This window comes from Micromonospora sp. NBC_01412 (assembly GCF_045040215.1).
GTDB lineage: Bacteria > Actinomycetota > Actinomycetes > Mycobacteriales > Micromonosporaceae > Micromonospora > Micromonospora rubida.
Genome location: NZ_CP109528.1, coordinates 1,085,951 through 1,109,095 on the forward strand (window position 1 = coordinate 1,085,951; position 23,145 = coordinate 1,109,095).

Consider the following 23,145-nt stretch of genomic DNA (forward strand, 5'->3'; position numbering starts at 1 on the left):
CGGCATCATTCCTGCATGGGGGAGACCGGATGGCGCTGGGCCGACGCTTGGATCTTCGTTTCACTGGTGATCGCGAACGGCGCGGGACGACACCGCCGGGCGGCGTCCACCCGACGGCCGGAGGGCGTCCGGCTCGCTGACGTGCTCTCCACAGCCGACCACCTCAACCACGCCATCCCCGAACGGGACGAGGTGGAGACGGCGGTCCGACGGCTCGTCGGCGCCGGCCTGGTCAGCGTCTCGGACGGCTGGTTCCGGCTCACCGCCGACGGTGAGCGGCTGTGGCGCACCCGGCCGAGCGCCGGCCTGTCCACCGCCGTGGACACCGTGCAGGGCGTGCTGAGCCGCCGGCACGCCCCCGGCAGCGCCGACTGGACGCTGGAGAAGGAGGAGCACGCCGCCGCCGTGCAGGAGTACGTGGTCCGCTCGATCCCGGCCCCGCGCCGCTCCCCCGAGGGCCACTCCGGGCGGGGCTGAACCCCCGGCCCCGGCCCGGCACAGGCTCGGGGCGGGGAGGGCGGCGTCAGCGGACGGGGTGACCCGAGCCGCGCAGCACGCCCTTGACCTCGCCGACGGTCAGCTCGCCGAAGTGGAAGACGCTGGCGGCGAGCACCGCGTCCGCCCCGGCGGCGATCGCCGGCGGGAAGTGGGCGATCTCGCCCGCGCCGCCGCTGGCCACCACGGGCACGTCGACGACCCGGCGGACCTCGCCGATCAGCTCCAGGTCGAAGCCGGCCTTCGTGCCGTCGGCGTCCATCGAGTTGAGCAGGATCTCCCCCGCGCCCAGCTCGGCGCCGCGCCGCGCCCACTCGACGGCGTCGATCCCGGTGCCCCGGCGGCCACCGTGGGTGGTCACCTCGAAGCCGCTCGGGGTGGTCCCGGCCGGTGCCCGGCGCACGTCGAGGGAGAGCACCAGCACCTGCCGGCCGAACCGTTCGGCGATCTCCGCGATCAGCTCCGGGCGGGCGATGGCGGCGGTGTTCACCCCGACCTTGTCGGCGCCGGCGCGCAGCAGGATGTCAACGTCGGCGACCTGCCGGACGCCGCCGCCCACGGTGAGCGGGATGAAGACCGACTCGGCGGTGCGCCGCACCACGTCGAGCATGGTGCCCCGCTCGCCGGAGGAGGCGGTCACGTCCAGGAAGGTCAGCTCGTCCGCTCCCGCCCGGTCGTACGCCGCCGCCAGCTCAACCGGGTCGCCGGCGTCGCGCAGGTCGAGGAAGTTGACCCCCTTGACCACCCGCCCGGCGTCCACGTCCAGACACGGGATGACCCGTACCGCCACCGTCATGCGGCGAAGCCTATCCTCTCCCGCCCGGCCCGTCCGTGACCGCCCGCGCCCCGCCTCACCGGCAACGTCGGAACGGAGGCCTACAGCCGGACGAGCATCTTGCCGAGGTTCTCGCCGCGGAGCTGGCCGAGGAAGGCCTCCGGGGCGCGGGCGATGCCGTCGACGACCGTCTCGTCGTACGAGAGCTTCCCCTCGCGCAGCCAGCCGGCGACCTCCTGGACGAACCGGTCGCGCAGGTGGCCGTGGTCGCCGACCAGGAAGCCGCGCAGCGTGAGCCGCTTGCCGATGACCAGCGCCAGGTTGCGCGGGGCCGCCGGCGGCTCGGTGTCGTTGTACTGGGCGATCATCCCGCAGATCGCGGCCCGGCCGTGCAGCCTCATCGCGCCGATGGCCGCCTCCAGGTGCTCCCCGCCGACGTTGTCGAAGTAGACGTCGATCCCGTCCGGCGCGGCGGCCCTGAGCGAGTCGCGCACCGGGCCGTCGTGGTAGTCGAACGCGGCGTCGAAGCCCAGCACCCTCAGCCGCTCGACCTTGGCGGCCGAGCCGGCGCTGCCGACCACCCGGCCGGCGCCCTTGAGCTTGGCGATCTGGCCGACCATGCTGCCCACCGCGCCGGCCGCGCCGGAGACGAAGACGGTCTCGCCCGGCTTCATCGCGGCCACGTCGAGCAGCCCCGCGTACGCGGTCAGCCCGGTCATGCCGAGCACGCCCAGGTACGCGCTCACCGGGGCCAGGTCCGGGTCCACCCTGCGGGCGCCCCGGGCGTCGACCAGGGCGTACTCCCGCCAGCCGAGGCCGTGCAGGACCGTGTCGCCCGGGGCGATCCCGTCGGCCTCGCCGGCCACCACCTCGCCGAGCGCGCCGCCGTCGAGCGGGGCGTCGAGGGCGAACGGCGGCACGTACGACTTGACGTCGTCCATCCGCCCCCGCATGTACGGGTCGACGGACATGAGCTGGTTGCGCACCACGAGCTGGCCGGGGCCCGGGGTGGGCACCTCGGTCTCCACGAGGCGGAAGTTGTCGGCGGTCGGCCAGCCCTGCGGGCGGGAGGCCAGGTGGATCTCACGGTTGACGGTCACTGTGTCGTCCCTTCGGTCGCTGGTCGGGCTGCGCTGCACGAGGTGTCAGGCGGCCAGGGCCTCGCGGACGGTGAGCGCTACCTCGACGTTGCCACGGGTCGCGTTCGAGTAGGGGCAGACCTGGTGGGCCTGGGCGACGAGCTGCTCGGCGGCCTCCCGGGGCACGGCCGGCAGGTCCACCACGAGGGCCACGGTCAGCCCGTACCCGCCGGTGCCGTTCGGGCCGATGCCCACCTCGGCGTCGACCACGGAGCCGGTGACGTCGGCCTTCGCCCCGCGGGCGACCAGGCGCAGCGCCGAGTGGAAGCAGGCGGCGTACCCGGCGGCGAAGAGCTGCTCCGGGTTCGCGGCGCCGCCGGCCCCGCCCATCTCCTTCGGGACCGCGAGGTCCAGCTCGAACGTGTCGTCGGAGGTGCGGACGCGGCCGTCGCGGCCGTCGCCGGTGGCGCGGGCGTTGGCGGTGTAGAGGACCTTCATGTCACTGCTCCTTCTGTCGGTGGATCGTCTCGGTGACCCGGGTCAGGGTGTCGCGCAGCGCGACCAGTTCGGCCTCGCCGAGGCCGGTGGCGAGGGCCACCCGCAGCGGGACGTCGCCCATCCGCTCGCGCAGCGCCCCGCCGTCGCCGGTCAGGCGCACCTCCACCCGGCGCTCGTCGCGCGCCGAGCGGGAGCGGACCAGCAGGCCCGCCGCCTCCAGCCGCTTGAGCAGTGGGGAGAGGGTGCCGGAGTCCAGCCGCAGCGCGGCGCCCAGCTCGGAGACCGTGGGGGCGTCGTCGTCGCGCTCCCAGAGCACCAACAGCACCAGGTACTGCGGGTAGGTCAGCCCGAACTCGTCGAGGATCGGCCGGTAGACGTCGGTCAGGGCGCGCGACGCCGCGTACAGCGCGAAGCACACCTGCCGGCGCAACACCAGATCATCGGTCACCCCAGAAAAATAGCGGGCAATTGAGTTGTGCACAACCGATCTGGCCGGACGGTGGCCCGCCTCACCCCGCCCTCCAGGGGCGGGGCGAGCGGTCAGCGGTCCCCGAGGTACGCCTCCAGCTCCACCTCGACCAGGTGGTCCGGGTCCAGCAGGGCGGCCACCACGACCAGGGTCGCCACCGGACGGACCGCGCCGAACACCGCGTTGTGGGCCCGGCCCACCTCGTCGGCGTACGCGCGGTCGGTCACGTACATCCGGGTGCGCACCACGTCCCCGGGCCCCGCGCCCACCTCGGCCAGGGCGGCCAGGCCGATCCGCAGCGCCTGGGCGGTCTGCGCGGCGGCGTCCCCCACGTGCACGACGCGCCCCTCGACCGTGGCGGTGCAGCCGGCCGTGACGGCCCGGTCGCCGGCCCGGACCACCCGGGAGTAGCCGTAGAGCTGCTCCCAGGGGCCGCCCGAGCCGAGCCGGGTGACGGTCACGCGGCGGCCAGCACGTCGAGGGCCTGCCGCACGGTGAACGCGCCCGCGTACAGCGCCTTGCCGGCGATCACGCCCTCCACGCCCACCGACTCCAGGGCGGCCAGGGCCCGCAGGTCGTCCAGCGTCGAGACGCCGCCGGAGGCGATCACCGGGGCGGCGGTGCGGGAGCACACCTCGCGCAGCAGGTCCAGGTTCGGCCCGCGCATGGTGCCGTCCTTGGTGATGTCGGTCACCACGTACCGGGCGGCGCCGGCCTTGTCGAGCCGCTCCAGCACCTCGAACAGGTCGCCGCCGTCGCGCGTCCAGCCGCGCGCCGACAGGGTGCGACCCCGCACGTCCAGCCCGATGGCGACCCGGTCGCCGTACTCGCCGCAGATCCGGTCGCACCACTGCGGGTCCTCCAGCGCGGCCGTGCCGATGTTGACCCGGGCCGCGCCGGTGCCCAGGGCGGCCCGCAGCGACTCGTCGTCCCGGATGCCGCCCGAGAGCTCCACCTTGACGTCGAGCCGGCGGACCACCTCGGCGAGCAGGGCCGCGTTGGAGCCCCGGCCGAACGCGGCGTCCAGGTCCACCAGGTGGATCCAGTCCGCGCCGTCGTGCTGCCAGGCCAGCGCCGCCTCCAACGGGTCGCCGTAGGTGGTCTCGCTGCCGGCGGCGCCCTGCACGAGCCGGACGGCCTGGCCGTCGGCGACGTCCACGGCGGGCAACAGGGTGAGGCTCAACGCTCTTCTCCTCGGATCAGGAACACGATGGATCGGAAACACGATGGATCAGGACCGGCGGCCCAGGGCGATCACCACGGCCGCCGGCAGAACCAGCAGCAACAACACAACCAGCACCACCCGCAGCGCCAGGTCGTCGACGAAACTCCAGATGCCGACCATCGCCACCCCGGTCAGCCCCACGATCGCGGCCCGCTCGCCCCTGGTGTGCCGGGCCAGCCGGCCCGAACTGCGGCGCGACCGGCGGGGCAGCAACCGGCGTACCACCGCGCGGCGGCGCTCCCGGCGGGCCACCCGGCGGCGGCGGACGGCCCGCTCCCGCTCCAACTGGGCCTCGCGGGCCTCCCGGCGGCGGGCCCGCTCCTTGCTCATCGGACGCCCCCGCTCGGCGTCGCCGGGCCGGCGGGCGGGCGGCCCGGCCGGATGACCCGCTCAGCCATCGACGGTCACGGTGGCCAGCCAGTTACGCAGCAGCGCCGCGCCCGTGTCGGCCGACTTCTCCGGATGGAACTGGGCGGCCGACAGCGCGCCCCGCTCGACCGCGGCCACGAAGTCCGTCTCGTGGTGCGCGGTGGTCACCGTCGCCCCGGCCGCGGCCAGCGCCGCCGGGTCGGTCACCCCGTAGGAGTGGACGAAGTAGAAGCGGCTGTCCGCCGGCAGGCCGGCGAAGAGAGTCGACGACGCCGGGGCGTGCACGGTGTTCCAGCCCATGTGCGGCAGCCGGGCGGCGGCCAGCCGCGTCACCGCGCCGGGCAGCAGCCCGAGCCCTTTGGTGACCACCCCGTGCTCGTCCCCGTGCTCGAAGAGCACCTGCATGCCGACGCAGATGCCCAGCACCGGACGGCCGGCGGCGACCCGTTCGGCGATCACCGGACCCGCGCCGATAGCCTCGATCCCGGCCATGCAGGCGGCGAACGCGCCGACGCCCGGGACGACCAGGCCCTCGGCCTCGGCGGCGGCGGTCAGGTCGTCGGTCACCGTGACGTGCGCGCCGGCCCGTTCCAGGGCCCGCTCGGCCGAGCGCAGGTTGCCCGAGCCGTAGTCGAGCACCACGATCCGCTTCGCCATCAGCCCTCCCCGGGCAGCAGCCAGAGCACCCCGCCGACGGTGGCCACCACCGCGAGCAACGCGGTGATCACCACCGCGCTACGCGGCGCGCCCTGGCGGTACAGCGACCACACCCCGCCGACCAGCACCCCGGCGAGGATCAACAGCAGCGTCGGCAGCACAGATCCCATCAGGATCGTCCCTTCCGCGCGCCCGGCCTCACAGCGCGCCCTTCGTGCTGGGGATCGCACCGGCCGAGCGCGGATCGATGGCAGTGGCCTCGCGCAGGGCGCGGGAGACCGCCTTGAACTGGGCCTCCACCACGTGGTGGGCGTCCGGGTGGCCGCCGGGGCGGGCCGCCCGCAGCACGTCCACGTGCAGGGTGATCCGGGCCGCCTGGCCGAAGGACTCCCAGATGTGCCGGGTCATGCTCGTCGGGTAGACCGGCCCGATGTACGGCGCGAGCGGCGGCTCGTCGTGCACCACGTACGGGCGGCCGGACAGGTCGACGGCGGCCCGGACCAGGACCTCGTCCATCGGGACGGTGGCCGAGCCGTACCGCCGGATGCCGGCCTTGTCCCCCAGCGCCTCGTCGAACGCGGTGCCCAGGGCCAGCGCGGTGTCCTCCATCGTGTGGTGGGCGTCGATCTCCAGGTCGCCGACGGTACGCACGGTCAGGTCGAAGCCGCCGTGCCGGGCGATCTGGTGCAGCATGTGGTCGTAGAAGCCGACCCCGGTGCCGATCTCGGCCGCTCCGGTGCCGTCGAGGTCGATCTCGACGAACACCTTGGTCTCCTTGGTGATCCGCTCCACCCGGGCGGTCCGGCTCATTGAAGTCTCTCCATCGCGGTGAGGAAGGCGTCGGTCTCGGCGGGGGTGCCGGCGGTGACCCGCAGCCAGCCGGGCAGCCCGACGTCGCGAACCAGCACACCGGCGTCGAGCAGGGCACGCCAGGCCACCGCCTGGTCGCCACCCACCTCGAACAGCACGAAGTTGGCGTCGCTGTCGGCCACCCGGTGACCCCGGGCGCGCAGCTCGGCGACGATCCGGTCCCGCTGCCCCATGATCGCCTCGACCGTGCCGAGCAGGGCGTCGCGGTGCGCCAGCGCCGCGCGGGCGGCGGCCTGGGTGAGCGCGGAGAGGTGGTACGGCAGCCGCACGAGCTGCACCGCGGCCACCACCGCCGGGTCGGCGGCCAGGTAGCCGAGCCGGCCGCCCGCGAAGCCGAACGCCTTGCTCATCGTCCGGGTCACCACCAGCCTCGGGTGGCCGGGCAGCACCGCGAGGGCGCTGACCGTGCCGGGGCGGGCGAACTCGGCGTACGCCTCGTCGACCACCACCATGCCGGGGGCCTCCGCCAGCACCGCGGCGACCACCGCCGGATCCAGCGCGGTGCCGGTGGGGTTGTTCGGCGAGCAGAGGAAGACCACGTCGGGGCGGTGCTCGCGGACCTGGGCCACCGCCTCGTCGGCGGTCAGCCCGAAGTCCGCCCCACGCCGGGCCGGCACCCAGCGGGTGCCGGTGCCCAGGGCCAGCAACGGATGCATCGAGTACGCCGGGGCGAAGCCGAGCGCGCTGCGCCCCGGGCCGCCGAACGCCTGGAGCAGCTGCTGCTGGATCTCGTTGGAGCCGTTGGCCGCCCACACCTGCTCGACGGCGAGCCCGTGGCCCAGGTACGCCGCCAGGTCGGCGCGCAGCGCCACGGCGTCGCGGTCCGGGTACCGGTTGAGGTCGCGCAGCTCCGCCGCGAGGGCCTTGCCGATCGCGTCGACCACCGGCTCGGGCACCGGGTAGGAGTTCTCGTTGGTGTTCAGCCGCACCGGCACGTCGAGCTGCGGCGCCCCGTACGGGGACAGCCCCCGCAGGTCGTCGCGGATCGGCAGGTCGTCGATAGTGCTCACGCCGCCACCCCGCCTCGCCCGCTCACGGGGCGTCCCCCGGGAAGCGCACGCTGACCGCCTGGCCGTGGGCCGGCAGGTTCTCCACCCCGGCCAGGACGACCACGTGCGGGGCCACCTCGCGCAGCGCCTGCTCGGTGTACTCGATGAGGTGGACGCCGCGCAGGAAGGACTGCACCGACAGGCCCGAGGAGTGCCGGGCGCAGCCGCCGGTGGGCAGCACGTGGTTGGAGCCCGCGCAGTAGTCGCCCAGCGACACCGGCGACCAGGCGCCGACGAAGATCGCCCCGGCGTTGCGCACCCGCAGCGCCCACTCTCGGGCGTTCTCGGTCTGGATCTCCAGGTGCTCGGCGGCGTACGCGTCGACCACCCGCAGGCCGGCCTCCAGGTCGTCGACGAGGACCACGCCGCTCTGCTCACCGGTGAGCGCGGTGGTGACCCGCTCGGCGTGCTTGGTCGCGGGCACCTGCCGGGCCAGCTCCCGCTCGACCGCCTCGACCAGCGCGGGCGACGGGGTGACCAGCACGCTGGCCGCGAGGGGGTCGTGCTCGGCCTGGCTGACCAGGTCGGCGGCGACGTGCGCCGGGTCGGCCGTGTCGTCGGCGAGGATGGCGATCTCGGTCGGGCCGGCCTCGGCGTCGATGCCGACCACCCCGCGCAGCAGCCGCTTCGCGGCGGTCACCCAGATGTTGCCCGGACCGGTGATCATGTCGACCGGGTCGCAGCGCTCCGCGCCGGCCGGGTCGACGGCCGAGCCGTACGCGAGCATGGCCACCGCCTGGGCGCCGCCGACGGCGTACACCTCGTCGACGCCGAGCAGCGCGCAGGCCGCGAGGACCCGGGCGTCGGGCAGGCCGCCGTTGTCCTGCTGCGGGGGGCTGGCCACCACCAGGGAACGAACCCCGGCCGCCTGGGCGGGGACCACGTTCATCACCACGGTCGACGGGTACATCGCCAGGCCGCCGGGAACGTACAGGCCGACCCGGTCCACCGGCACCCAGCGCTCGGTGACCGTGCCGCCGGGCACCACCTGCGTGGTGTGGTCGGTGCGCCGCTGGTCGGCGTGCACCTTCCGGGCGCGGCTGATCGACTCCGACAGCGCCGCGCGGACCTGCGGGTCGAGCGTCCCCTCGGCCTCGGCGATCGCCTCGGCGGGGACCCGCAGCCGCTCCGGCGAGACGCCGTCGAACCGCTCACTCGCCTCCCGGATCGCCGGGTACCCATGCTCCCGGACCGCCTCCACGAGCGGACGGATCCGCTCGACGGCCACGGACACGTCGAGCTGGGCACGGGGCAGCAGGCGGCGGGGGTCCCGGACGGCGCCGCGCAGGTCGATCCGATTCAACACCCCTGCGAGTCTAGGCGGACCGCCCGGCGCCGGCCCGCGCCGCCCGCAGGCCGGGACGGTGAGCCGGGCCACGCCGGCGCGGCGCGGGCGGGCTAGGCTCGACCACGTGACTGCACGGTTGCCGATCTTCCCCCTCGGGACGGTGCTCTTCCCCGGCCTGGTGCTGCCGCTGCACATCTTCGAGGAACGCTACCGGGCCCTGGTGCGCCACCTGGTGGGCCTGCCCGAGGGCGCGCCCCGCGAGTTCGGGGTGGCGGCGATCCGGGCCGGCTGGGAGGTGGCCCCCGGCGCCACAGACCGGCCCGTCCCCGGCGTCGGGGACGTCACGCTGCACGAGGTGGGCTGCACCGCCGAGCTGCGTCAGGTGACCGAGCTGGCCGACGGCGGGTTCGACATCGTCACGGTGGGACGGCGGCGGTTCCGCATCGTCGACGTCGACGAGCGTGCCGAGCCGTACCTGACCGCCGAGGTGGAGTGGCTGCCGGAGCCGGGCGGCCCGGACGAGGGCGCCGACCTGCTGGCGGCCCGGGTGATCTCGGTGTTCCGGCAGTACCTCGGGCTGATCCGACCCGCCCCGGAGGAGATCTCCGAGCAGCTCCCGGAGGACCCCACCGTCCTGTCCCACCTGGTCGCCGCGACGGCCATGCTGACCGTGGACGACCGGCAGCGGCTGCTTGCCATCGACGACACGACCGCCCGGCTCCGCGCCGAGCTGCGGCTGCTCAACCGCGAGGCGGCTCTGCTGCGCCAGGTGCGGGCGGTTCCGGTGCCGCTGTCGGAGCTGGCGAGCCCGCCGGCCCCGAACTGACCCCCGGCGCACCGCCGGGCGGGCCGGCCGGGTAGCCGCCGGGCGGGGCGGCCGGGAAACCGCCGGGCGGGGCGTCCAGCGCCCAGTTCAGGTCGGGCGTCGGCTCCGGGCGCAGCGACGGCCAGCGGGACCAGCCGGCCAGCAGGGTGTACGTCACGGCCGCGGCGAACGCCGGCAGCAGCAGGTTGCCGTACGGCACCGGGAGCACGTCGAGGAACCAGTGCACGCCCCCGGCGCGCAGGTCGGCGGGCTTGGTGAACGCCTGCCCCACCGGGGCATCGGCCAGCAGGCGGTCGTACGTCGACAGGCCGACCCGGCGGCCGACCTGCCAGGCCACCGGTGCCGCCGCGAGCCCGCCGAGCACGCCGGCGAGCAGCCCGGCGGGGCCGCGGCGGCGACGCAGCAGCACCCACAGGGCCAGCGCGGCGAGCACGCCGAACCCGAGCCCGAGCATGCTGAACCAGCCGTCCGCGGCGATCGGCTGCTCCGGCTGCGGCTGGGCGTAGACGGCGCCCGCGGCGGTCTTGACCACCGGGGTGTCGGGCGCGACGGCCGCCCAGAGCAGCCCCAACGGAACGCCCAGCGCGGCCAGCGCCGCCGCCGCGCCGAGCGCCACCGCGATCGCCCGGCCCGGCCGCCGCGCGGGCCGGTCGGCGGCGGGGGGCGGGACGTTGCCGGTGGCGGGAGCCGCCGGACCGGACGCCCCGGGGTCGGGGGCCGGCCAGGCGAGCGGGTCCGCGCCGGGCACGGCGGCGGGGGTGCCCGGCGGCACCGGCAGGCCGGCGGACCAGCCGGGGGCCTCCGGGCCCGCCGCCGGCCAGGGCTGCGCCCCGGGCTCGGGCCCGCCCGGCGCGGCGGGTGGGGGCACGGGGCGGTCGGAATCGGAGGTGTCCGGGCTCACCGGTTGATCCTTCCAGACCGGGCCCGCCCCCGGGGCGTCGGTGCCGCCGGACGGTCCTCAGCCGGCGAAGGGTTCGAGCATGGTCGACGCGGCGCGCAGCCAGGCCTGGCGGGTCTCCGGCTGGAGCTGCTCGTACTCGATCGAGGACCCGGTCTCCAGCGCCGGGTCGTACGGCACCACGGCCACGGCCCGCGTCCGGGTGGCGAAGTGCCGCTCCAGGTCGTCCTGCAGCGGCGAGCGGCCGGGCGTCGGGCAGGAGATCAGGGTGACCGCGTTGTCGGCCAGCTCACCCATGCCCACCTCGTGCAGCAGGTCGAGCATCCAGTCCGCGCTGAACGCGGCATCCTCCCGGGGCACGGTGGTGACCACCAGTTGGTCGGCGGCCTGCATCACCGTGCGCCAGTTCGGGCTCTCCACGTTGTTGCCGGTGTCCACGCAGACCACGTCGTGGGTACGGCGCAGCAGCTCCAGCACCCGCTTGACGGTGAACTGGTCCAGCCGCTGGGCGAACCGGGGGCTCTCCTCCCCGGCCAGCACGTCGTACGAGCCGTCGGAGGCGTGCCGCAGGTAGTCGTCCAGGCTCGCCAGCAGTTCGGCGCCCTCGCGGATCTCGATCTGGGCGAGGTCGCCGATCAGGTGCCGGATGGTCCGGGCGTGCCGGGCGCTGCCGGCTCGCAGCCCGAGGGTGCCACGCAACTCGTTGTCGTCCCACGCGAGCACGCCCCGGCCCCGCACGCTGCCGACGGTGGCGGCGGCCAGCACCGTGGCGGTGGTCTTGTGCACCCCGCCCTTGGGGTTGGCGAAGGCGAGCACCCGGGAGGTGCCCAGCTCCCGACGGAGCACCCCGGCGGACCGCTCCAGCTCGATCTCCGGGCTCTGCGGTCGCCACTCGATCCGGGCCGGGTAGCCCCGGTCCACCACGGCCGGCGGCCCGGGCTGGTAGACCGGCTCGACCGGGGGCTGGTAGACCGGTTCAACCGGGGCCTGGTACGTCGGCTCGACCGGCGGCTGGTACGTCGGCTCGGGCCGATACCCGCCGCCGTCCAGCAGCGCGTACCGCGACTCGACCGGTGGCGGCTCGCGCCGGTAGCCGGTGTCCAGCATCGCGTACCGGGACTGGGCCGGCGGGGCGAGGTCGGCGCGGCGCACCGGCTCCGGCTCGGGGTGGGCCGGCTCGGCCCGCCACGCCGGCTCGACCGGGTACACCGGCTCGGCCGGATAGGCGGGCTCGGGCTGGTAGGACGGCTCAGGCTGGTACGCCGGCCCTGGCTGGTAGGACGGCTCAGGCTGGTACGCCGGCCCGGCCTGGTAGGACGGGTCGATCCGGTAGGCCGGGTCCACCCGGTAGCTCGCCCCGGCCCGGTAGCCCCCGTGGGGTGGCTCGGCCGGGTGGCCGGGCTCCGCGCCGTACGACGGCTCGGCGGAGTGGCCGATCGCCTGCGCCCGCCCGGCATAGCCGTTGCCCGACGTACGCCGGGGCAGCGGGTCAGGGGCCACCCGGGACGCCTCCTCGGCACGATGGTCGACCTCAGCCTGCTCCGCGGTGCGACCGCCGTGGCGGGCCCGGTCGAGCAGCGCCCGCCATCGCGGTGCTGGCTCGGCCGGTCGACCCCAGCTGGTCTCCGTGCCGTCCAAGGCTCGCCCTCCCAGCGCCATCGATCTCCGCCTGACAGGCTACGAACGAAACCCTATTCGGACCACACCGATCTGCGCACCTTCTGGTCCGTCTTTGTCACCGGGGCACCGCCTCCGGGTCGCCGCCGGCCGCGTACGGCGAGGTCGCGGCGCTCGGCGCGATCTCCCCGGCCGACGCCGGGCCGACAGGCGGTGACGACACCACGACCTTCGGTGCCGCTTCCGACGTTTCGCCCGCCCCCGGCGCCGGCCCGGTGTCGGCCGGCGGGCGGGCCACGTCGCGCTGTTCGGGAAGCGGCGGGGTCAGCACGGTACGGTCCAACCGGCGCAGCTCCGGGGCCGGTTCGACGGCCCGGACCCGCGGCCGACCGGCCAGCGCCCGCAGCTCCTCCGGCACGCCTCGCACCACCGCCGCGTACACGCAGGCGCACCCCGCCCGGTACGCCGCCGCCTCGCCCGCCGCGACCTGCGCCCCGGTCTCGTACCCCCGGCGCAGCTCGGGGTCGGCGGCGCCGGCGGCCCGGGCCCGCTGGTCGGCGGCCTCGCGGTCCTTGCGGTCGGCCACCCCGGCCATCCCGGCGGTCACGTCCTGCGGCAGCCATCCGACCGGCAGCCGGACGATCTCGGTCTGCCGGCCGGGCAGCGGCGCCCGGGCCACCACCTCCGCGACGGACACGCCGTCGAGCAGCGCCGGCAGCCCGCCCGGGGCGACGTACGCCGAGAACGACACCAGCGCGTACGTTCCGGCCGGCGACCCGGCGGCCGGCAGGGCCGCCAGCTCGGCCGCGGCGGCGCTCAGGTACCCGGGGATCGGGTCGCCGGAGGCGATTCCGACCCGGGTCACCTCGCCCACCGTTCGGTCCCCCGCCGGCCGGTCCCGGCGGCTCGCCCACCCGGCGGTGAGCAGCACCGCCGCCACCGCCAGCAGCGCGGCCGAGGTGATCAGGCGAGGCCTGCGGGCCACTCCGGCCGGGACGCGACCGGCGGCGGGGCCGGTCGCGGCCGGCCCGGCCTCCGGGCCCGACGGCGGTTGGTCGGACCGCGGTGGTTCGGTAGCGCGCACCGCGCGGGCCCCCTCGTCGGAAGAGTCTCGGTGGGACGTCGGGTCAGTCGCGGAGGATCTCCAGCGCCCGTTCCAGGTCGGCCGGGTAGTCGCTGACGAAGGTCACCTCGTCGCCCGTGCGCGGGTGCATGAAGCTCAGCGACCGGGCGTGCAGCCACTGCCGGTCCAGGCCCAGCCGGGCGGACAGCGTCGGGTCCGCGCCGTAGGTGAGGTCGCCCACACAGGGGTGGCGCAGGGCGGAGAAGTGCACCCGGATCTGGTGGGTCCGGCCGGTCTCCAGCCGGACGTCCAGCAGGCTCGCCGCCGGGAACGCCTCCAGCGTGTCGTAGTGGGTGACGCTGGGCTTGCCGTCGGAGACCACGGCCCACCGGTAGTCGTGGGTCGGATGCCGGTCGATCGGAGCGTCGATGGTGCCGCGCAGCGGGTCCGGGTGGCCCTGCACCACGGCGTGGTAGCGCTTCTCCACCTCGCGGTACTTGAAGGCCCGCTTCAGCGCGGTGTACGCCTGCTCGCTCTTGGCCACCGCCATGATCCCGGTGGTCCCGACATCGAGGCGGTGCACCACGCCCTGCCGCTCGGCGGCGCCGCTGGTGGAGATCCGGTGCCCGACGCCGGCCAGCCCGCCGATCACGGTCGGGCCGGTCCAGCCGGGGCTGGGGTGGGCCGCCACGCCCACCGGCTTGTCCACGACCACGATGTCGTCGTCGGCGTACACCACCCGCAGGCCGGGAACCGTCTGCGGCACCACGGTCGCCGGGGCGACCGGGGCGGGCAGAGTCACCTCCAGCCACGAGCCTGCCTTGACCTTGTGCGAGTTGGGCCGGGCCGCGCCGTCGACCAGCGCGTCACCGGCGTCGACCAGGGCTGCGGCGGCGGTGCGGGAGAGCCCGAAGAGCCGGGACACGGCCTGGTCGAGCCGCATGCCGTCCAGGCCGTCCGGCACCGGCAGGGAACGCTGGTCGCCGCCCGCGGCGAACGCCGCGGTCACGCCCGCTCCCGCTGTCCGGCCGGGACCGCGTCGGCGGCCTTGTCCCTGCCGAGCCGGGAGCCGTCGCGCTGGCGCCCGGTGAGTTCCAGCACCACGGCCAACACCACCCCACAGAGCAACGAGCTGTCGGCCAGGTTGAACACCGGCCACACCTGGCCGTACGGGTCGAAGAGGCTGATCATGTCGACCACGTGGCCGACGAAGTGGCCGGGGGCACGGAAGATCCGATCGGCCAGGTTGCCCAGCGCCCCGCCGAGCACCAGGCCGAGCGAGACCGCCCAGGGCAGCGAACGCAGCCGCACGGCCATCCACCCGATCCAGACGATCACCCCAGTGGTGATCAGCGGGAAGACCCAGGTGTGGTCGCCGCCGATGCCCCACGCCGCGCCGCTGTTGCGGGTGAGGCTGAGGTAGACCGCGCCGCCGAGCAGCTTCACCGGTCCCCCGTCGCTGAGCCCGAGCAGGGCGAAGTGCTTGGTGAGCAGGTCGGCGAGGAACGCCACCAGGGCGACCGCGGCGAGGATCACCAGCGCCCGGCGCCGGGCCGGGGGCGGGGCCCCGCCCGGCTCGGCGGTGCCGGTCTCGGACCCGGCGGGCGGTGTAGCCGTCATCTGCTCCCCATCGACGCTCTTGGCGGTGATCGCTCACCGTCCTGATCGGCCGGGGAGCGAGTTCAGCGCCGCTCCGCCAGCTGCTTGCACTTCACGCAGAGGGTCGCCGACGGGAAGGCGGCGAGCCGCTCCACCGGGATCGGGTCGCCGCACCGCTCGCACCAGCCGTAGCCGCCCTCGTCGAGCCGCTCCAGCGCCCGCTCGACCTGCGTGATCCGTTCCCGGATGCTGTTGGCGAGTGAGATCTCCTGCTCCCGCTCGAACGTCTTGGTGCCGGTGTCGGCCTGGTCGTCCCCGGCCGAGTCCGTCAGCCGATCGCGCTGCAGCTCGGTGATCTCGCTCAGGGTCTGATCGTACTCGGCACGCAACTCGTCCCGCCGCGCCGCCAGGGCCGCCCGGATCTTCTCGGTCTCCGCGACGCTGCGGGTGGCCTTGGTCACCGGCTTGCGGCCGGCGGTCCTGGTCTCGGCTGGCTTCGCCATCGTCGCTCCCTAGCGCCGCGGCGCCGCGGCGCTGCCGCGGCCCCTGGACAGGGGTCGCCGGCCTGGCGCCCCCAGGTACAAAACGGGCGCACGGCAACACTCGCCGCGCACTCCGGAGGTTGGCAAGAATACGGAACGTACAGGCGTCCGACAACGTGCCGCACCGCCGCCCCGCCATTCCGCCTCGAAAAGGCCTCAAATGGGCAAAAGGAACGCTAGCAGATCAACCATCGCGATCCTCGCCGTACTCGCCAAACCACCGGGCCAGGCGCCCCCGACGGCTGACCGCGCGCAACCGCTGCTCGGTGGCGTCCCGCACCCCCGCCGTCGCCACGATCAGCAGGCTGTCGCCGGCCTTCAGCCGGGTGTCCAGGCTAGGCACGAAGCCCGCCCCGTCGCGCAGCACCAGGGTCACCGAGGCACCCACCGGCAGCCGCAGCTCGTCCACGTGGACCCCGGCCAGCCGCGACTGCGGGGGCACCTCCAACTGGAGCAGGTCCGCCCGCATCCGCTCCAGCGGGGCGATCTCCACCCGGATCTCCGCCGGCTCGGCCGGCGCGGTCACCCCCAGCCAGCGGGCGGCCGGGGCGAGGGTGCCCGCCTGGAGCAGGGTGAAGATGACCACCAGCACGAAGACCGCGTCGAAGAGCCGCTCCGCGCCCGGCACCCGCTCCGACAGCGGGATGGTCGCCAGCACGATCGGCACCGCCCCACGCAGCCCGGCCCAGGACAGGAACGCCTGGTCGCGCAGGCCGAACCGGAACGGCCAGGCGGACACCGCCACCGACAACGGCCGGGCGGCCAGCACCAGCGCCAGCCCGGCGACGATCGCCGGCAGCAGCGCCGCGTCCAGCCGGCCCGGCGAGGCCAGCAGCCCGAGCAGGACGAACAGGCCGATCTGGGCCAGCCAGGCCAGCCCGTCGGCGAAGCCGAGGATGGCCTGCCGATGCGGCAGCCGGGCGTTGCCCAGCAGCACCCCCGCGACGTACACGGCCAGGAAGCCGGAGGCGTGCAGCACCGCGCCCGCCGCGTACGCGAGCACGGTGAAGCCGACCGCCGCGATCGGGTAGAGCCCCGCCGAGGGCAACGCCGCCTTGCTCAACGCCGCCCGGCCGGCGAGCCCGACGCCCAGCCCGACCGCGACGCCCACGCCCAGCTCGTAGCCGAGCAGCAGGCCCTCGTACCACCAGGGGTGGGCGGCGTCGGCTGCCGCACGGGACAGCAGCACCACCAGCAGCACCACCGGGGCGTCGTTCATCCCCGACTCGGCCTCCAGGGTGGCGACCAGCCGGGGCGGCAGGCGCAGCCGGCGCAGGGTGGCGAAGACGGCGGCGGCGTCGGTCGAGGAGAGCACCGCGCCGTAGAGCATGGCCAGCCGCCAGTCCAGCCCGAGCAGCAGGTGCACCGCCAGGCCGACCACCAGGATGCTCACCACCACCCCGACGGTGGACAGCACCGCGGCCAGCCCGAGCACCGGTCGCAGGGTGCTCCACCGGGCGGTCAACCCGCCCTCGGCGATGATCACGATCAGGGCGCAGAAGCCGAGGGTCCGGGTCAGCTCGACGTCGTCGAACCGGATGCCCAACCCGGACTCGCCGATCGCGATGCCGAGCGCGAGGTAGACCAGGAGGCTCGGCACGCCCAGCCGGGTGGAGAACCGGACCGCGCCGACGGCCACCAGCAGCACCGCGGCGCCGAGCAGCAGCGTGAGGTCGAACCCGGGCGTCATGCCGGCCCGGGACGGGCAGCCGTCACCGGTCGGCCCCGTCGCGCAGCCGGCGCAGCGCCTGCGCCAGCTCCGGCGGCGGGCGCTCGACGAGGAAGAGCTTGTCCCGGCTGGCCGAGCCGGCCCGCAGCGACACGGCCGCCGGCCGGACGCCGAGCGCCTCGGCCAGCGCCCGACGGGCCGCCTCGGTGGCCCGGCCGTCGACCGGCGGGGCGTTCACGGCGATCACCAGGGCCGGCCCGTGCGGGCCGTCGTGTCGACCGCCGACCCGGGCCCGGGCTGCCCCTGGCTTCACCCGCACGGCGACGGTGAGCGTGTCGTCCATGGGGCGTCAGAGTGGCCTGGCGTCGGCGAGCAGGACGGTGTCCGGCGCGCAACCGGCGCACGGGGTGAAGCCCAGCCGGACGGCCTCGGCCACCGGCAGCGGCTCGGCGACGCGGTCGAACAGGTGCGGGCAGTCGGCCAGGTGGTAGCGGGGTCGCCCGTCGACGACCTGGACCTCGGTGTCGAGCTGGGCGACCAGCGCGGCGTCCGACGGGGACACCCGCAGCGCGGGCGGCTCGTCCGGCGGCACTGCGACCTGGTCCGGGTCGACCGGACCGGCGTACGGGTCCCCGTCGGCATACGGATCGTGCGGGCCCTCGGCCGGGTACGGCTGCCCGTCGGCGTACAGGTCGTGCGGGTCCTCCCCGACGACGGCCGACGACCCGGGTGGTTGCCGCCACCCAGTGTCGTCGGCACCGATCGTCGGGGGAACGTGTTGGGCCGGGATGTCCGACCCGGCCGGGGAGTGGGCCCCGGCCTCCAGGTCGTCGCCGGCCGATGGCCGGCGGACCCAGTTGGCGTCCGGGTCGGACCGCTCGGCTGCCGCCCGGGTGGCGGCCGCCTGGCGGGCACCGACCACCAACGCGACGGCGGCCAGCAGGCTGGCCGCCATGGAGGTGGTCAGCAGCAGGCTGGAACCACCGGTGAGGCCGACCACCAGGAGCACGACGGCGACGAGGATGAGCAACAGGCTTACGACTAGCACGGCTCACCCCCGCCGCGTCGGATTCAGGTGGGCGTGGTCGGCGGTCGTCCCCACGACGACCGCCGTACCGGAATCAGCGACCCGACTCCAGGGCGCCGGAGCGACCGCCGCCGTACGAGCCGGCGAGGCCTGCTGCCGCGAGGCCGTTGCTGCCGCCCACGGCCCGGCTGCCCTCGCGGGTCATCTCGGCCTCCAGGCCCTGACCGCGGCCGTCGAGGTCGCGCAGCTGGCTCTCGAGGTACGCCTTGAGCCGGGTGCGGTACTCCCGCTCGAACTGCTTGAGCTCCTCGATGTGCTTCTGCAGCGCGGTGCGCTTGGCGTCCAGGCCGCCCATGGCCTCCTGGTGCCGCTGGCGGGCGTCGCGCTCCAGGGCGTCGGCCTTGGAGCGAGCCTCGTGGGTGACCTCCTCGGCCTTCGAACGGGCCTCGGAGAGCAGTTGGTCGGCCTCCCGACGGGCGTCGGAGACGTGGTCGTCGGCGGTGCGCTGGGCCATCATCAGCACCCGCAGCGCCTGCTGCTCGCCGTCGCCGGCCGCAGCCGGGCCGCCCTGGGTGCGGACCTGCTCCAGCTCGGCCTGCATCGCGCGGGCGGCCTGCTCGGCCGCCGCCTTGTCGCGCTGCACCCGGTCGAGCTGGGCCTTGACGTCGTTCAGCTCGGCGGCGAGCCGGGCGTCACCGCCGGGGCCGGCGGGGGCACCGCCACGGCCGCCACGCTCCACCTGGGCGCGCAGCTCGTTGTTCTCCTCGATCAGACGGGCAAGCTCACGCTCGACCTCGTCCAGGAAGGCGTCGACCTCCTCCTCGTCGTACCCCCGCTTGCCGATCGGCGGCTTTTTGAAGGCGACGTTGTGGACGTCGGCCGGGGTCAGCGGCATCGAAACTCCTCGGGTCAGTTGCGGCCGCGTAGCGGGCTGGACCTGCGGGTGTTCACCACCCGAGGATCAGCCGCTTCAACACGAACTCCATCAGCACGAACAGGATAACCAGGAGCACAAGGGAGGCCAGGTCGATGCTCACGGTACCAATTCGCAGCGGAGGGATCACACGCCTCAACGCCTTGAGAGGCGGATCAGTGACGCTCCACACGGATTCCAGTCCCGCCGTCGCCCCCCGCCCCGGCTGCCAGCGGCGCCCGTAGGCAAGGACCGCGCTGAGGACAAACCGGGCCAGAAGAATGATCAGGAAGACATACAGAATCAGGTACAGGACTTGCAGCAGGATCGACAACACAGCAGGCGACGTCCCTCGGTCGGCCGGGGCTAACTCAGGCTGAAGAACCCGCCCTCGGCAATCTTGGCCTTGTCCTCTGCGGTGACCTGGACGTTGGCCGGTGAGAGCAGGAACACCCGGTTGGTCACGCGCTCGATCGTACCGCGCAGGCCGAACGCCAGCCCGGCAGCGAAGTCGACCAGTCGGCGGGCATCCGCCTCGTCCATCTCGGTGAGGTTGATGATCACCGGGACGCCGTCGCGGAAGTGCTCCCCGATCGTGCGGGCCTCACGGTACGTGGTCGGGTGCAGCGTGGTGATCTGGTACCGCTGCTCCTCCTCGGCCGGCGCCACCCGCTCCCGGGCCTGCCCCTGCGGGGCCAGGGCCAGGTTGTCCCGGGTGTGGTAGCTCAGCGCACCCGAGCCGTCGCCGCCGGAGTTGCGGGTGATCGACCGGACGCTGGACCGGTCGGCGCGCTCGCGCTCGACCCGCTCCGGCCGGTCGGACTCGGCCCGGTCGGTGTCCAGCGAGCGGCTCGCGGAGCGCTCGGTCAGCCGACCACGCTCCCCGGCCCGTGGTCGGGGAGCCGGCGGCTCGTCGGCCTCGTCGTCATCGTCGTCGGCGAACTCCTCCGCGTATCGGCCCTGCCGGTAACGCGACTCGCGGTAGCCACTCTTTTCGTAGCCACCGTCGTCGTAGGCCCGCTCGTCGTCCTCCTCGACCAGACCGAGCCAGACCCCCGCCTTGCGCAGTGCACCCATCCCGCGCCCTTCCGTCCGCCGTGCGGCACGCGCCCCCGTGCCGTGTCGCTTCTCGCGGGTAGACAACTGCCCACCGGACCGGAGCGGCAATCCCCGGCCCGCGATTCGCGGTCACGGGCCTGCCCCCTGACAACGGGACGCCGCTCCTGAAACAACACTGATGTAATTTGCTTCTCTCGCGGTCAGGCTACCGCAGCGTGGAACGCATTCCGAGCAACGCGCTGCCGACGCGGACATGTGTCGCGCCGTACCCGATCGCGGTTTCCAGGTCCCCGCTCATCCCGGCGGAGAGCACGACCGCCTCCGGATGGGCGGCCCGGAACTCCCGCGCCATCTCGGCCAGCCGGGCGAACGCCCGCTCCGGCTCCCAGCCCAGCGGGGCCACCGCCATCAACCCGGCCAGCCGCAACCCGTCCGCGCGGGCCACCGCCTCGGCCACCGGGTGCAGGCCGGCGTCCGGGTCGGCGGAACCCGGCAGCACGCCGCCGCGGGCCGGGTCGCCGTCGATGCTGACCTGGATCAGCACGTCGAGGGGCCGATCCCGGACGGCCACCGCCGCGGCGGCCAGCGCCCGGGCCAGCCGGGCGCTGTCGACCGATTGGACGACGTCGGCGTACCCGACCACCGAACGGCACTTGTTGCGCTGCAGCTGCCCGATGAAGTGCCACCGCGGGGTCGCCCCGGCGGCGGCCACCTCGGCGGCCTTGCCGGCCGCCTCCTGGTCCCGGTTCTCCCCCACCTCGGTCACCCCGAGCCCGGTCAGGGCCAGCACGTCGGAGGCCGGGTACGTCTTGGTGACCGCGACCATGGTGACCTCGGAAGGGGCCCGCCCGGCGACCGCGCAGGCGTCGGCGATCCGGGCCTGGACCTGAGCCAGCCCGGCCGCCAGCTCGGCCTGGCGGTCCGGGAGCACGGTCGGCTTCGCGTCGGTCATAGCCGCTGGTCAGGATCCGTTCTTGAGGAAGTCCGGCACGTCCACGTCGTCGAAGAGCACGCGACGCGGCGACTGGGTCGGCGCCGACATGGTGGTCTGCGGCGTGACCGGCGGATTGGGCTGGCTCGGCTGGTTCTGGTTGGTCTTGCGGCCCGGCTCGACCGCCTTGTACGCCGGGGTGCCGCCGTCGAAGCCGGCGGCGATCACGGTGACCCGCACCTCATCGCCGAGCGCGTCGTCGATGACCGCGCCGAAGATGATGTTGGCGTCCGGGTGGGCCGCGTCGGTGACCAGCTGGGCCGCGTCGTTGATCTCGAACAGGCCCAGGTCGGAGCCGCCTGCGATGGAGAGCAGCACGCCGCGCGCGCCGTCCATGCTCTGCTCCAGCAGTGGGCTGGAGATGGCCGCCTCGGCCGCCTCGACCGCGCGGTTCTCCCCACGCGCGCTGCCGATGCCCATCAGGGCACTGCCCGCGCCGCTCATCACGCTCTTCACGTCGGCGAAGTCCAGGTTGATCAGACCCGGGGTGGTGATCAGGTCGGTGATGCCCTGGACACCGGAGAGGAGCACCTGGTCGGCGGTGCGGAACGCGTCCATCATGCTGATGTTGCGGTCGCCGAGGGCCAGCAGCCGGTCGTTGGGGATGACGATCAGCGTGTCGCACTGGTTGCGCAGTTCGTCTATCCCCGCCTCGGCCTGCACCTGTCGGCGCTTGCCCTCGAACGAGAAGGGCCGGGTGACCACGCCGATGGTCAGCGCGCCGAGCTTGCGGGCGATGTTCGCCACCACCGGCGCTCCGCCGGTGCCGGTGCCGCCGCCCTCGCCGCAGGTCACGAAGACCATGTCGGCGCCCTTGAGCACCTCCTCGATCTCGTCGCGGTGGTCCTCGGCGGCGTTCTTGCCCACGTCCGGGTTGGCGCCCGCGCCGAGCCCGCGGGTCAGCTCGCGGCCGACGTCAAGCTTGACGTCGGCGTCGCTCATCAGCAGCGCCTGCGCGTCGGTGTTGATCGCGATGAACTCGACGCCCTTGAGCCCAACCTCGATCATCCGGTTGACGGCGTTGACGCCGCCGCCCCCGATGCCGACGACCTTGATGACCGCCAGGTAGTTGTGCGGAGGTGTCATCTCCGGTCCTTTCCCTTCGAGATTGGCATGGGCCGACCCCACACGGCTTGGCCAGACCAGCGTCGACGTCAGCTTGTCCCTGCGAGGCCGAGCTGAACACTCACCCTCTACTAGAGGCTTACAGTTATGTCAACTACCGATCCTCTTCGGGGCAACGTAAGCGGCCCCACGCCCGGAGCCAAGGACCCGCCCGGCGTGTCGCCGCACGGAGAGGGCCACGCCTCACTTCCACCGCCCACCGGCCACCCCGGACGAACCCTGACCGGCCGGTCACTTGAAGGTGACCACGTCCGGAGCGCTGACGTCGATGGTGTCGGCCTCACGACTGAGCAGGGCCGTGGCCACCCGGGCCTTGTCCGCGCCCCGGGTGGCGTCCCCCCAGACCACGGTCCGGTCGCTGCGCAGCCGCAGGCTGATCCGGGCCAGCCCCTCCACGGTCACCTCCACCAGTTGCCCGCGAAGCTGGGGAGTGAGCACGGCCAGCACCTCCAGCCCGGCCCGGGTGCCGGGGTCCTCCGGGCCCGGCCGGCCGACCCGCACCACCGGCAGGCCGTCCGGCTGACGCGGCAGGGACCGGAAGACCACCCCGGACCGGTCGACCACCGCGAACGCGCCGTTCTGCGGCACCGCCGCCACGGGCGTCCGCTCCACCACCCGCACCACCAGCGTGCCCGGCCAGTCCCGGGTGACCGTCGCCCGCTCCACCGGGGCCAGCGTGCCGATCCGCCGGGCGGTGCCGGCCAGGTCCACCCGGGCCAGCGGGAAGTCGTCCGGCACCGCCGCGGCCTCGCGGACCTGCACCGAGCTGACCAGCTCGGCGCCCTCCACCTGGACCTCGCGCACCCCGAACAGGCCGGTGCCGAAGACCGTCCAGCCCACCAGCGCGGCCAGGGCGAACACCCCGGCGACCACCGCCCAGGGCAGCGCCGCGCGCATCCGGCGCTGCCGGGCCCGGGCCATGAACCGCCGGGTGGACGGCGGCACCGCGTCGGTGCCGGCCCGGACCAGCTGCCAGCGGCGCACCGGCCCACGCCGGCCGCCGCCCGGGTCCACCCCAGCGGTACGGCCGCGCGACGGACCG

Annotated in this window: 29 protein-coding genes; 2 read left to right on the forward strand and 27 right to left on the reverse strand. The window is 74.7% G+C overall.

From position 1 onward, the window contains the following. Positions 1–15 precede the first annotated feature (15 nt). Complete coding sequence (locus OG617_RS04590; protein WP_396682962.1) at positions 16–477, forward strand: hypothetical protein; 462 nt, start codon at positions 16–18, stop codon at positions 475–477. A 46-nt stretch (positions 478–523) separates the two neighbouring features. On the opposite strand, the gene hisF is transcribed toward OG617_RS04590, so the two are convergent. From hisF to hisD, 12 genes are all read right to left on the reverse strand, one after another. Continuing rightward, positions 524–1,291 carry an imidazole glycerol phosphate synthase subunit HisF gene (hisF, locus tag OG617_RS04595; RefSeq protein ID WP_405098955.1) on the reverse strand — a complete coding sequence of 256 codons (768 nt, stop codon included), beginning with the start codon at positions 1,289–1,291 and terminating at the stop codon, positions 524–526. A gap of 80 nt (positions 1,292–1,371) precedes the next feature. Continuing rightward, positions 1,372–2,370: an NADP-dependent oxidoreductase gene (locus tag OG617_RS04600; protein ID WP_405098957.1), complete on the reverse strand. Its 999-nt coding sequence runs from the start codon at positions 2,368–2,370 to the stop codon at positions 1,372–1,374. A gap of 45 nt (positions 2,371–2,415) precedes the next feature. Beyond that, positions 2,416–2,847 carry an organic hydroperoxide resistance protein gene (locus OG617_RS04605; protein WP_405098959.1) on the reverse strand — a complete coding sequence of 144 codons (432 nt, stop codon included), beginning with the start codon at positions 2,845–2,847 and terminating at the stop codon, positions 2,416–2,418. Position 2,848: 1 nt separating this feature from the next. Further along, positions 2,849–3,295, reverse strand: coding sequence for a MarR family winged helix-turn-helix transcriptional regulator (locus OG617_RS04610; protein WP_405098961.1), 447 nt, complete (start codon positions 3,293–3,295; stop codon positions 2,849–2,851). A gap of 92 nt (positions 3,296–3,387) precedes the next feature. Further along, entirely contained in the window at positions 3,388–3,777 is a 390-nt protein-coding gene (locus tag OG617_RS04615) for a RidA family protein (protein WP_405098963.1), read from the reverse strand. After that, complete coding sequence (gene priA / locus OG617_RS04620) at positions 3,774–4,499, reverse strand: bifunctional 1-(5-phosphoribosyl)-5-((5-phosphoribosylamino)methylideneamino)imidazole-4-carboxamide isomerase/phosphoribosylanthranilate isomerase PriA (protein WP_405098965.1); 726 nt, start codon at positions 4,497–4,499, stop codon at positions 3,774–3,776. The genes OG617_RS04615 and priA overlap by 4 nt, the downstream gene beginning before the upstream one ends. Before the next feature lie 48 nt (positions 4,500–4,547). Continuing rightward, a complete protein-coding gene (locus tag OG617_RS04625; RefSeq protein WP_405098967.1) occupies positions 4,548–4,871 on the reverse strand; it encodes a hypothetical protein in 324 nt (107 codons plus the stop codon). Positions 4,872–4,931: 60 nt separating this feature from the next. Beyond that, positions 4,932–5,567, reverse strand: coding sequence for an imidazole glycerol phosphate synthase subunit HisH (gene hisH / locus OG617_RS04630; RefSeq protein WP_405098969.1), 636 nt, complete (start codon positions 5,565–5,567; stop codon positions 4,932–4,934). Next, complete coding sequence (locus OG617_RS04635; protein ID WP_405098971.1) at positions 5,567–5,737, reverse strand: hypothetical protein; 171 nt, start codon at positions 5,735–5,737, stop codon at positions 5,567–5,569. The genes hisH and OG617_RS04635 overlap by 1 nt, the downstream gene beginning before the upstream one ends. Before the next feature lie 28 nt (positions 5,738–5,765). Then, positions 5,766–6,377: an imidazoleglycerol-phosphate dehydratase HisB gene (gene hisB / locus OG617_RS04640; protein WP_405098973.1), complete on the reverse strand. Its 612-nt coding sequence runs from the start codon at positions 6,375–6,377 to the stop codon at positions 5,766–5,768. After that, positions 6,374–7,447 (reverse strand): histidinol-phosphate transaminase, encoded by a 1,074-nt coding sequence (locus OG617_RS04645; protein ID WP_405098975.1) that lies wholly within the window; start codon positions 7,445–7,447, stop codon positions 6,374–6,376. Before OG617_RS04645 ends, hisB begins: the two co-directional genes overlap by 4 nt. 22 nt (positions 7,448–7,469) lie before the next feature. Further along, positions 7,470–8,792 carry a histidinol dehydrogenase gene (gene hisD, locus OG617_RS04650; RefSeq protein ID WP_405098977.1) on the reverse strand — a complete coding sequence of 441 codons (1,323 nt, stop codon included), beginning with the start codon at positions 8,790–8,792 and terminating at the stop codon, positions 7,470–7,472. 106 nt (positions 8,793–8,898) lie between these two features. Between hisD and OG617_RS04655 the strand changes: the two genes are divergently transcribed. Then, entirely contained in the window at positions 8,899–9,600 is a 702-nt protein-coding gene (locus tag OG617_RS04655) for an LON peptidase substrate-binding domain-containing protein (protein ID WP_405098979.1), read from the forward strand. Here the strand turns inward: OG617_RS04655 and OG617_RS04660 are convergent. The 15 genes from OG617_RS04660 to OG617_RS04730 all read right to left on the reverse strand — a co-directional run bounded on the left by OG617_RS04660 (position 9,515) and on the right by OG617_RS04730 (position 23,117). Beyond that, complete coding sequence (locus tag OG617_RS04660; protein ID WP_405098981.1) at positions 9,515–10,501, reverse strand: DUF2567 domain-containing protein; 987 nt, start codon at positions 10,499–10,501, stop codon at positions 9,515–9,517. The genes OG617_RS04655 and OG617_RS04660 overlap by 86 nt on opposite strands. Before the next feature lie 57 nt (positions 10,502–10,558). After that, complete coding sequence (locus tag OG617_RS04665) at positions 10,559–12,157, reverse strand: AAA family ATPase (protein WP_405098983.1); 1,599 nt, start codon at positions 12,155–12,157, stop codon at positions 10,559–10,561. 76 nt (positions 12,158–12,233) lie between these two features. Then, positions 12,234–13,100, reverse strand: a complete 867-nt coding sequence (locus tag OG617_RS04670) for a hypothetical protein (RefSeq protein WP_405098985.1) — start codon at positions 13,098–13,100, stop codon at positions 12,234–12,236. A 142-nt stretch (positions 13,101–13,242) separates the two neighbouring features. Beyond that, positions 13,243–14,187 carry an RluA family pseudouridine synthase gene (locus tag OG617_RS04675; RefSeq protein WP_405098987.1) on the reverse strand — a complete coding sequence of 315 codons (945 nt, stop codon included), beginning with the start codon at positions 14,185–14,187 and terminating at the stop codon, positions 13,243–13,245. Then, positions 14,184–14,798, reverse strand: coding sequence for a signal peptidase II (gene lspA / locus OG617_RS04680; protein ID WP_405098989.1), 615 nt, complete (start codon positions 14,796–14,798; stop codon positions 14,184–14,186). Before lspA ends, OG617_RS04675 begins: the two co-directional genes overlap by 4 nt. Before the next feature lie 62 nt (positions 14,799–14,860). Continuing rightward, entirely contained in the window at positions 14,861–15,280 is a 420-nt protein-coding gene (locus tag OG617_RS04685) for a TraR/DksA family transcriptional regulator (RefSeq protein ID WP_405098991.1), read from the reverse strand. 223 nt (positions 15,281–15,503) lie between these two features. Beyond that, positions 15,504–17,009: a potassium/proton antiporter gene (locus OG617_RS04690; protein ID WP_405098993.1), complete on the reverse strand. Its 1,506-nt coding sequence runs from the start codon at positions 17,007–17,009 to the stop codon at positions 15,504–15,506. 22 nt (positions 17,010–17,031) lie between these two features. Beyond that, positions 17,032–17,331, reverse strand: a complete 300-nt coding sequence (locus OG617_RS04695; RefSeq protein WP_161690192.1) for a DUF167 domain-containing protein — start codon at positions 17,329–17,331, stop codon at positions 17,032–17,034. Positions 17,332–17,337: 6 nt separating this feature from the next. Then, a complete protein-coding gene (locus tag OG617_RS04700; protein WP_405098995.1) occupies positions 17,338–18,036 on the reverse strand; it encodes a hypothetical protein in 699 nt (232 codons plus the stop codon). A gap of 73 nt (positions 18,037–18,109) precedes the next feature. Next, the gene (locus OG617_RS04705) at positions 18,110–18,910 is read right to left on the reverse strand and encodes a DivIVA domain-containing protein (RefSeq protein ID WP_396682924.1); all 801 of its coding nucleotides are present in this window, start codon (positions 18,908–18,910) and stop codon (positions 18,110–18,112) included. A 52-nt stretch (positions 18,911–18,962) separates the two neighbouring features. Further along, the gene (locus OG617_RS04710) at positions 18,963–19,265 is read right to left on the reverse strand and encodes a YggT family protein (protein WP_396682922.1); all 303 of its coding nucleotides are present in this window, start codon (positions 19,263–19,265) and stop codon (positions 18,963–18,965) included. Positions 19,266–19,294: 29 nt separating this feature from the next. Continuing rightward, entirely contained in the window at positions 19,295–20,005 is a 711-nt protein-coding gene (locus tag OG617_RS04715; protein WP_405098998.1) for a cell division protein SepF, read from the reverse strand. Between the two features lie 187 nt (positions 20,006–20,192). Further along, on the reverse strand, positions 20,193–20,939 hold the full coding sequence (locus OG617_RS04720) for a YggS family pyridoxal phosphate-dependent enzyme (RefSeq protein ID WP_405099000.1): 747 nt from the start codon (positions 20,937–20,939) through the stop codon (positions 20,193–20,195). Positions 20,940–20,948: 9 nt separating this feature from the next. Next, the gene (gene ftsZ, locus OG617_RS04725; RefSeq protein WP_405099002.1) at positions 20,949–22,064 is read right to left on the reverse strand and encodes a cell division protein FtsZ; all 1,116 of its coding nucleotides are present in this window, start codon (positions 22,062–22,064) and stop codon (positions 20,949–20,951) included. Between the two features lie 270 nt (positions 22,065–22,334). Then, positions 22,335–23,117 carry a cell division protein FtsQ/DivIB gene (locus OG617_RS04730; protein WP_405104106.1) on the reverse strand — a complete coding sequence of 261 codons (783 nt, stop codon included), beginning with the start codon at positions 23,115–23,117 and terminating at the stop codon, positions 22,335–22,337. Between the last annotated feature and the right edge of the window lie 28 nt (positions 23,118–23,145).

Bases quoted from the DNA above. Each gene is read 5' to 3' on its own strand.
- OG617_RS04590 (WP_396682962.1), top strand. From the start codon at position 16: ATGGGGGAGACCGGATGGCGCTGGGCCGACGCTTGGATCTTCGTTTCA.
- hisF (WP_405098955.1), bottom strand. From the start codon at position 1,291: ATGACGGTGGCGGTACGGGTCATCCCGTGTCTGGACGTGGACGCCGGG.
- OG617_RS04605 (WP_405098959.1), bottom strand. From the start codon at position 2,847: ATGAAGGTCCTCTACACCGCCAACGCCCGCGCCACCGGCGACGGCCGC.
- OG617_RS04625 (WP_405098967.1), bottom strand. From the start codon at position 4,871: ATGAGCAAGGAGCGGGCCCGCCGCCGGGAGGCCCGCGAGGCCCAGTTG.
- hisH (WP_405098969.1), bottom strand. From the start codon at position 5,567: ATGGCGAAGCGGATCGTGGTGCTCGACTACGGCTCGGGCAACCTGCGC.
- OG617_RS04635 (WP_405098971.1), bottom strand. From the start codon at position 5,737: ATGGGATCTGTGCTGCCGACGCTGCTGTTGATCCTCGCCGGGGTGCTG.
- hisB (WP_405098973.1), bottom strand. From the start codon at position 6,377: ATGAGCCGGACCGCCCGGGTGGAGCGGATCACCAAGGAGACCAAGGTG.
- OG617_RS04665 (WP_405098983.1), bottom strand. From the start codon at position 12,157: ATGGCGCTGGGAGGGCGAGCCTTGGACGGCACGGAGACCAGCTGGGGT.
- lspA (WP_405098989.1), bottom strand. From the start codon at position 14,798: ATGACGGCTACACCGCCCGCCGGGTCCGAGACCGGCACCGCCGAGCCG.
- OG617_RS04685 (WP_405098991.1), bottom strand. From the start codon at position 15,280: ATGGCGAAGCCAGCCGAGACCAGGACCGCCGGCCGCAAGCCGGTGACC.
- OG617_RS04690 (WP_405098993.1), bottom strand. From the start codon at position 17,009: ATGACGCCCGGGTTCGACCTCACGCTGCTGCTCGGCGCCGCGGTGCTG.
- OG617_RS04695 (WP_161690192.1), bottom strand. From the start codon at position 17,331: ATGGACGACACGCTCACCGTCGCCGTGCGGGTGAAGCCAGGGGCAGCC.
- OG617_RS04705 (WP_396682924.1), bottom strand. From the start codon at position 18,910: ATGCCGCTGACCCCGGCCGACGTCCACAACGTCGCCTTCAAAAAGCCG.
- OG617_RS04715 (WP_405098998.1), bottom strand. From the start codon at position 20,005: ATGGGTGCACTGCGCAAGGCGGGGGTCTGGCTCGGTCTGGTCGAGGAG.
- OG617_RS04720 (WP_405099000.1), bottom strand. From the start codon at position 20,939: ATGACCGACGCGAAGCCGACCGTGCTCCCGGACCGCCAGGCCGAGCTG.
- ftsZ (WP_405099002.1), bottom strand. From the start codon at position 22,064: ATGACACCTCCGCACAACTACCTGGCGGTCATCAAGGTCGTCGGCATC.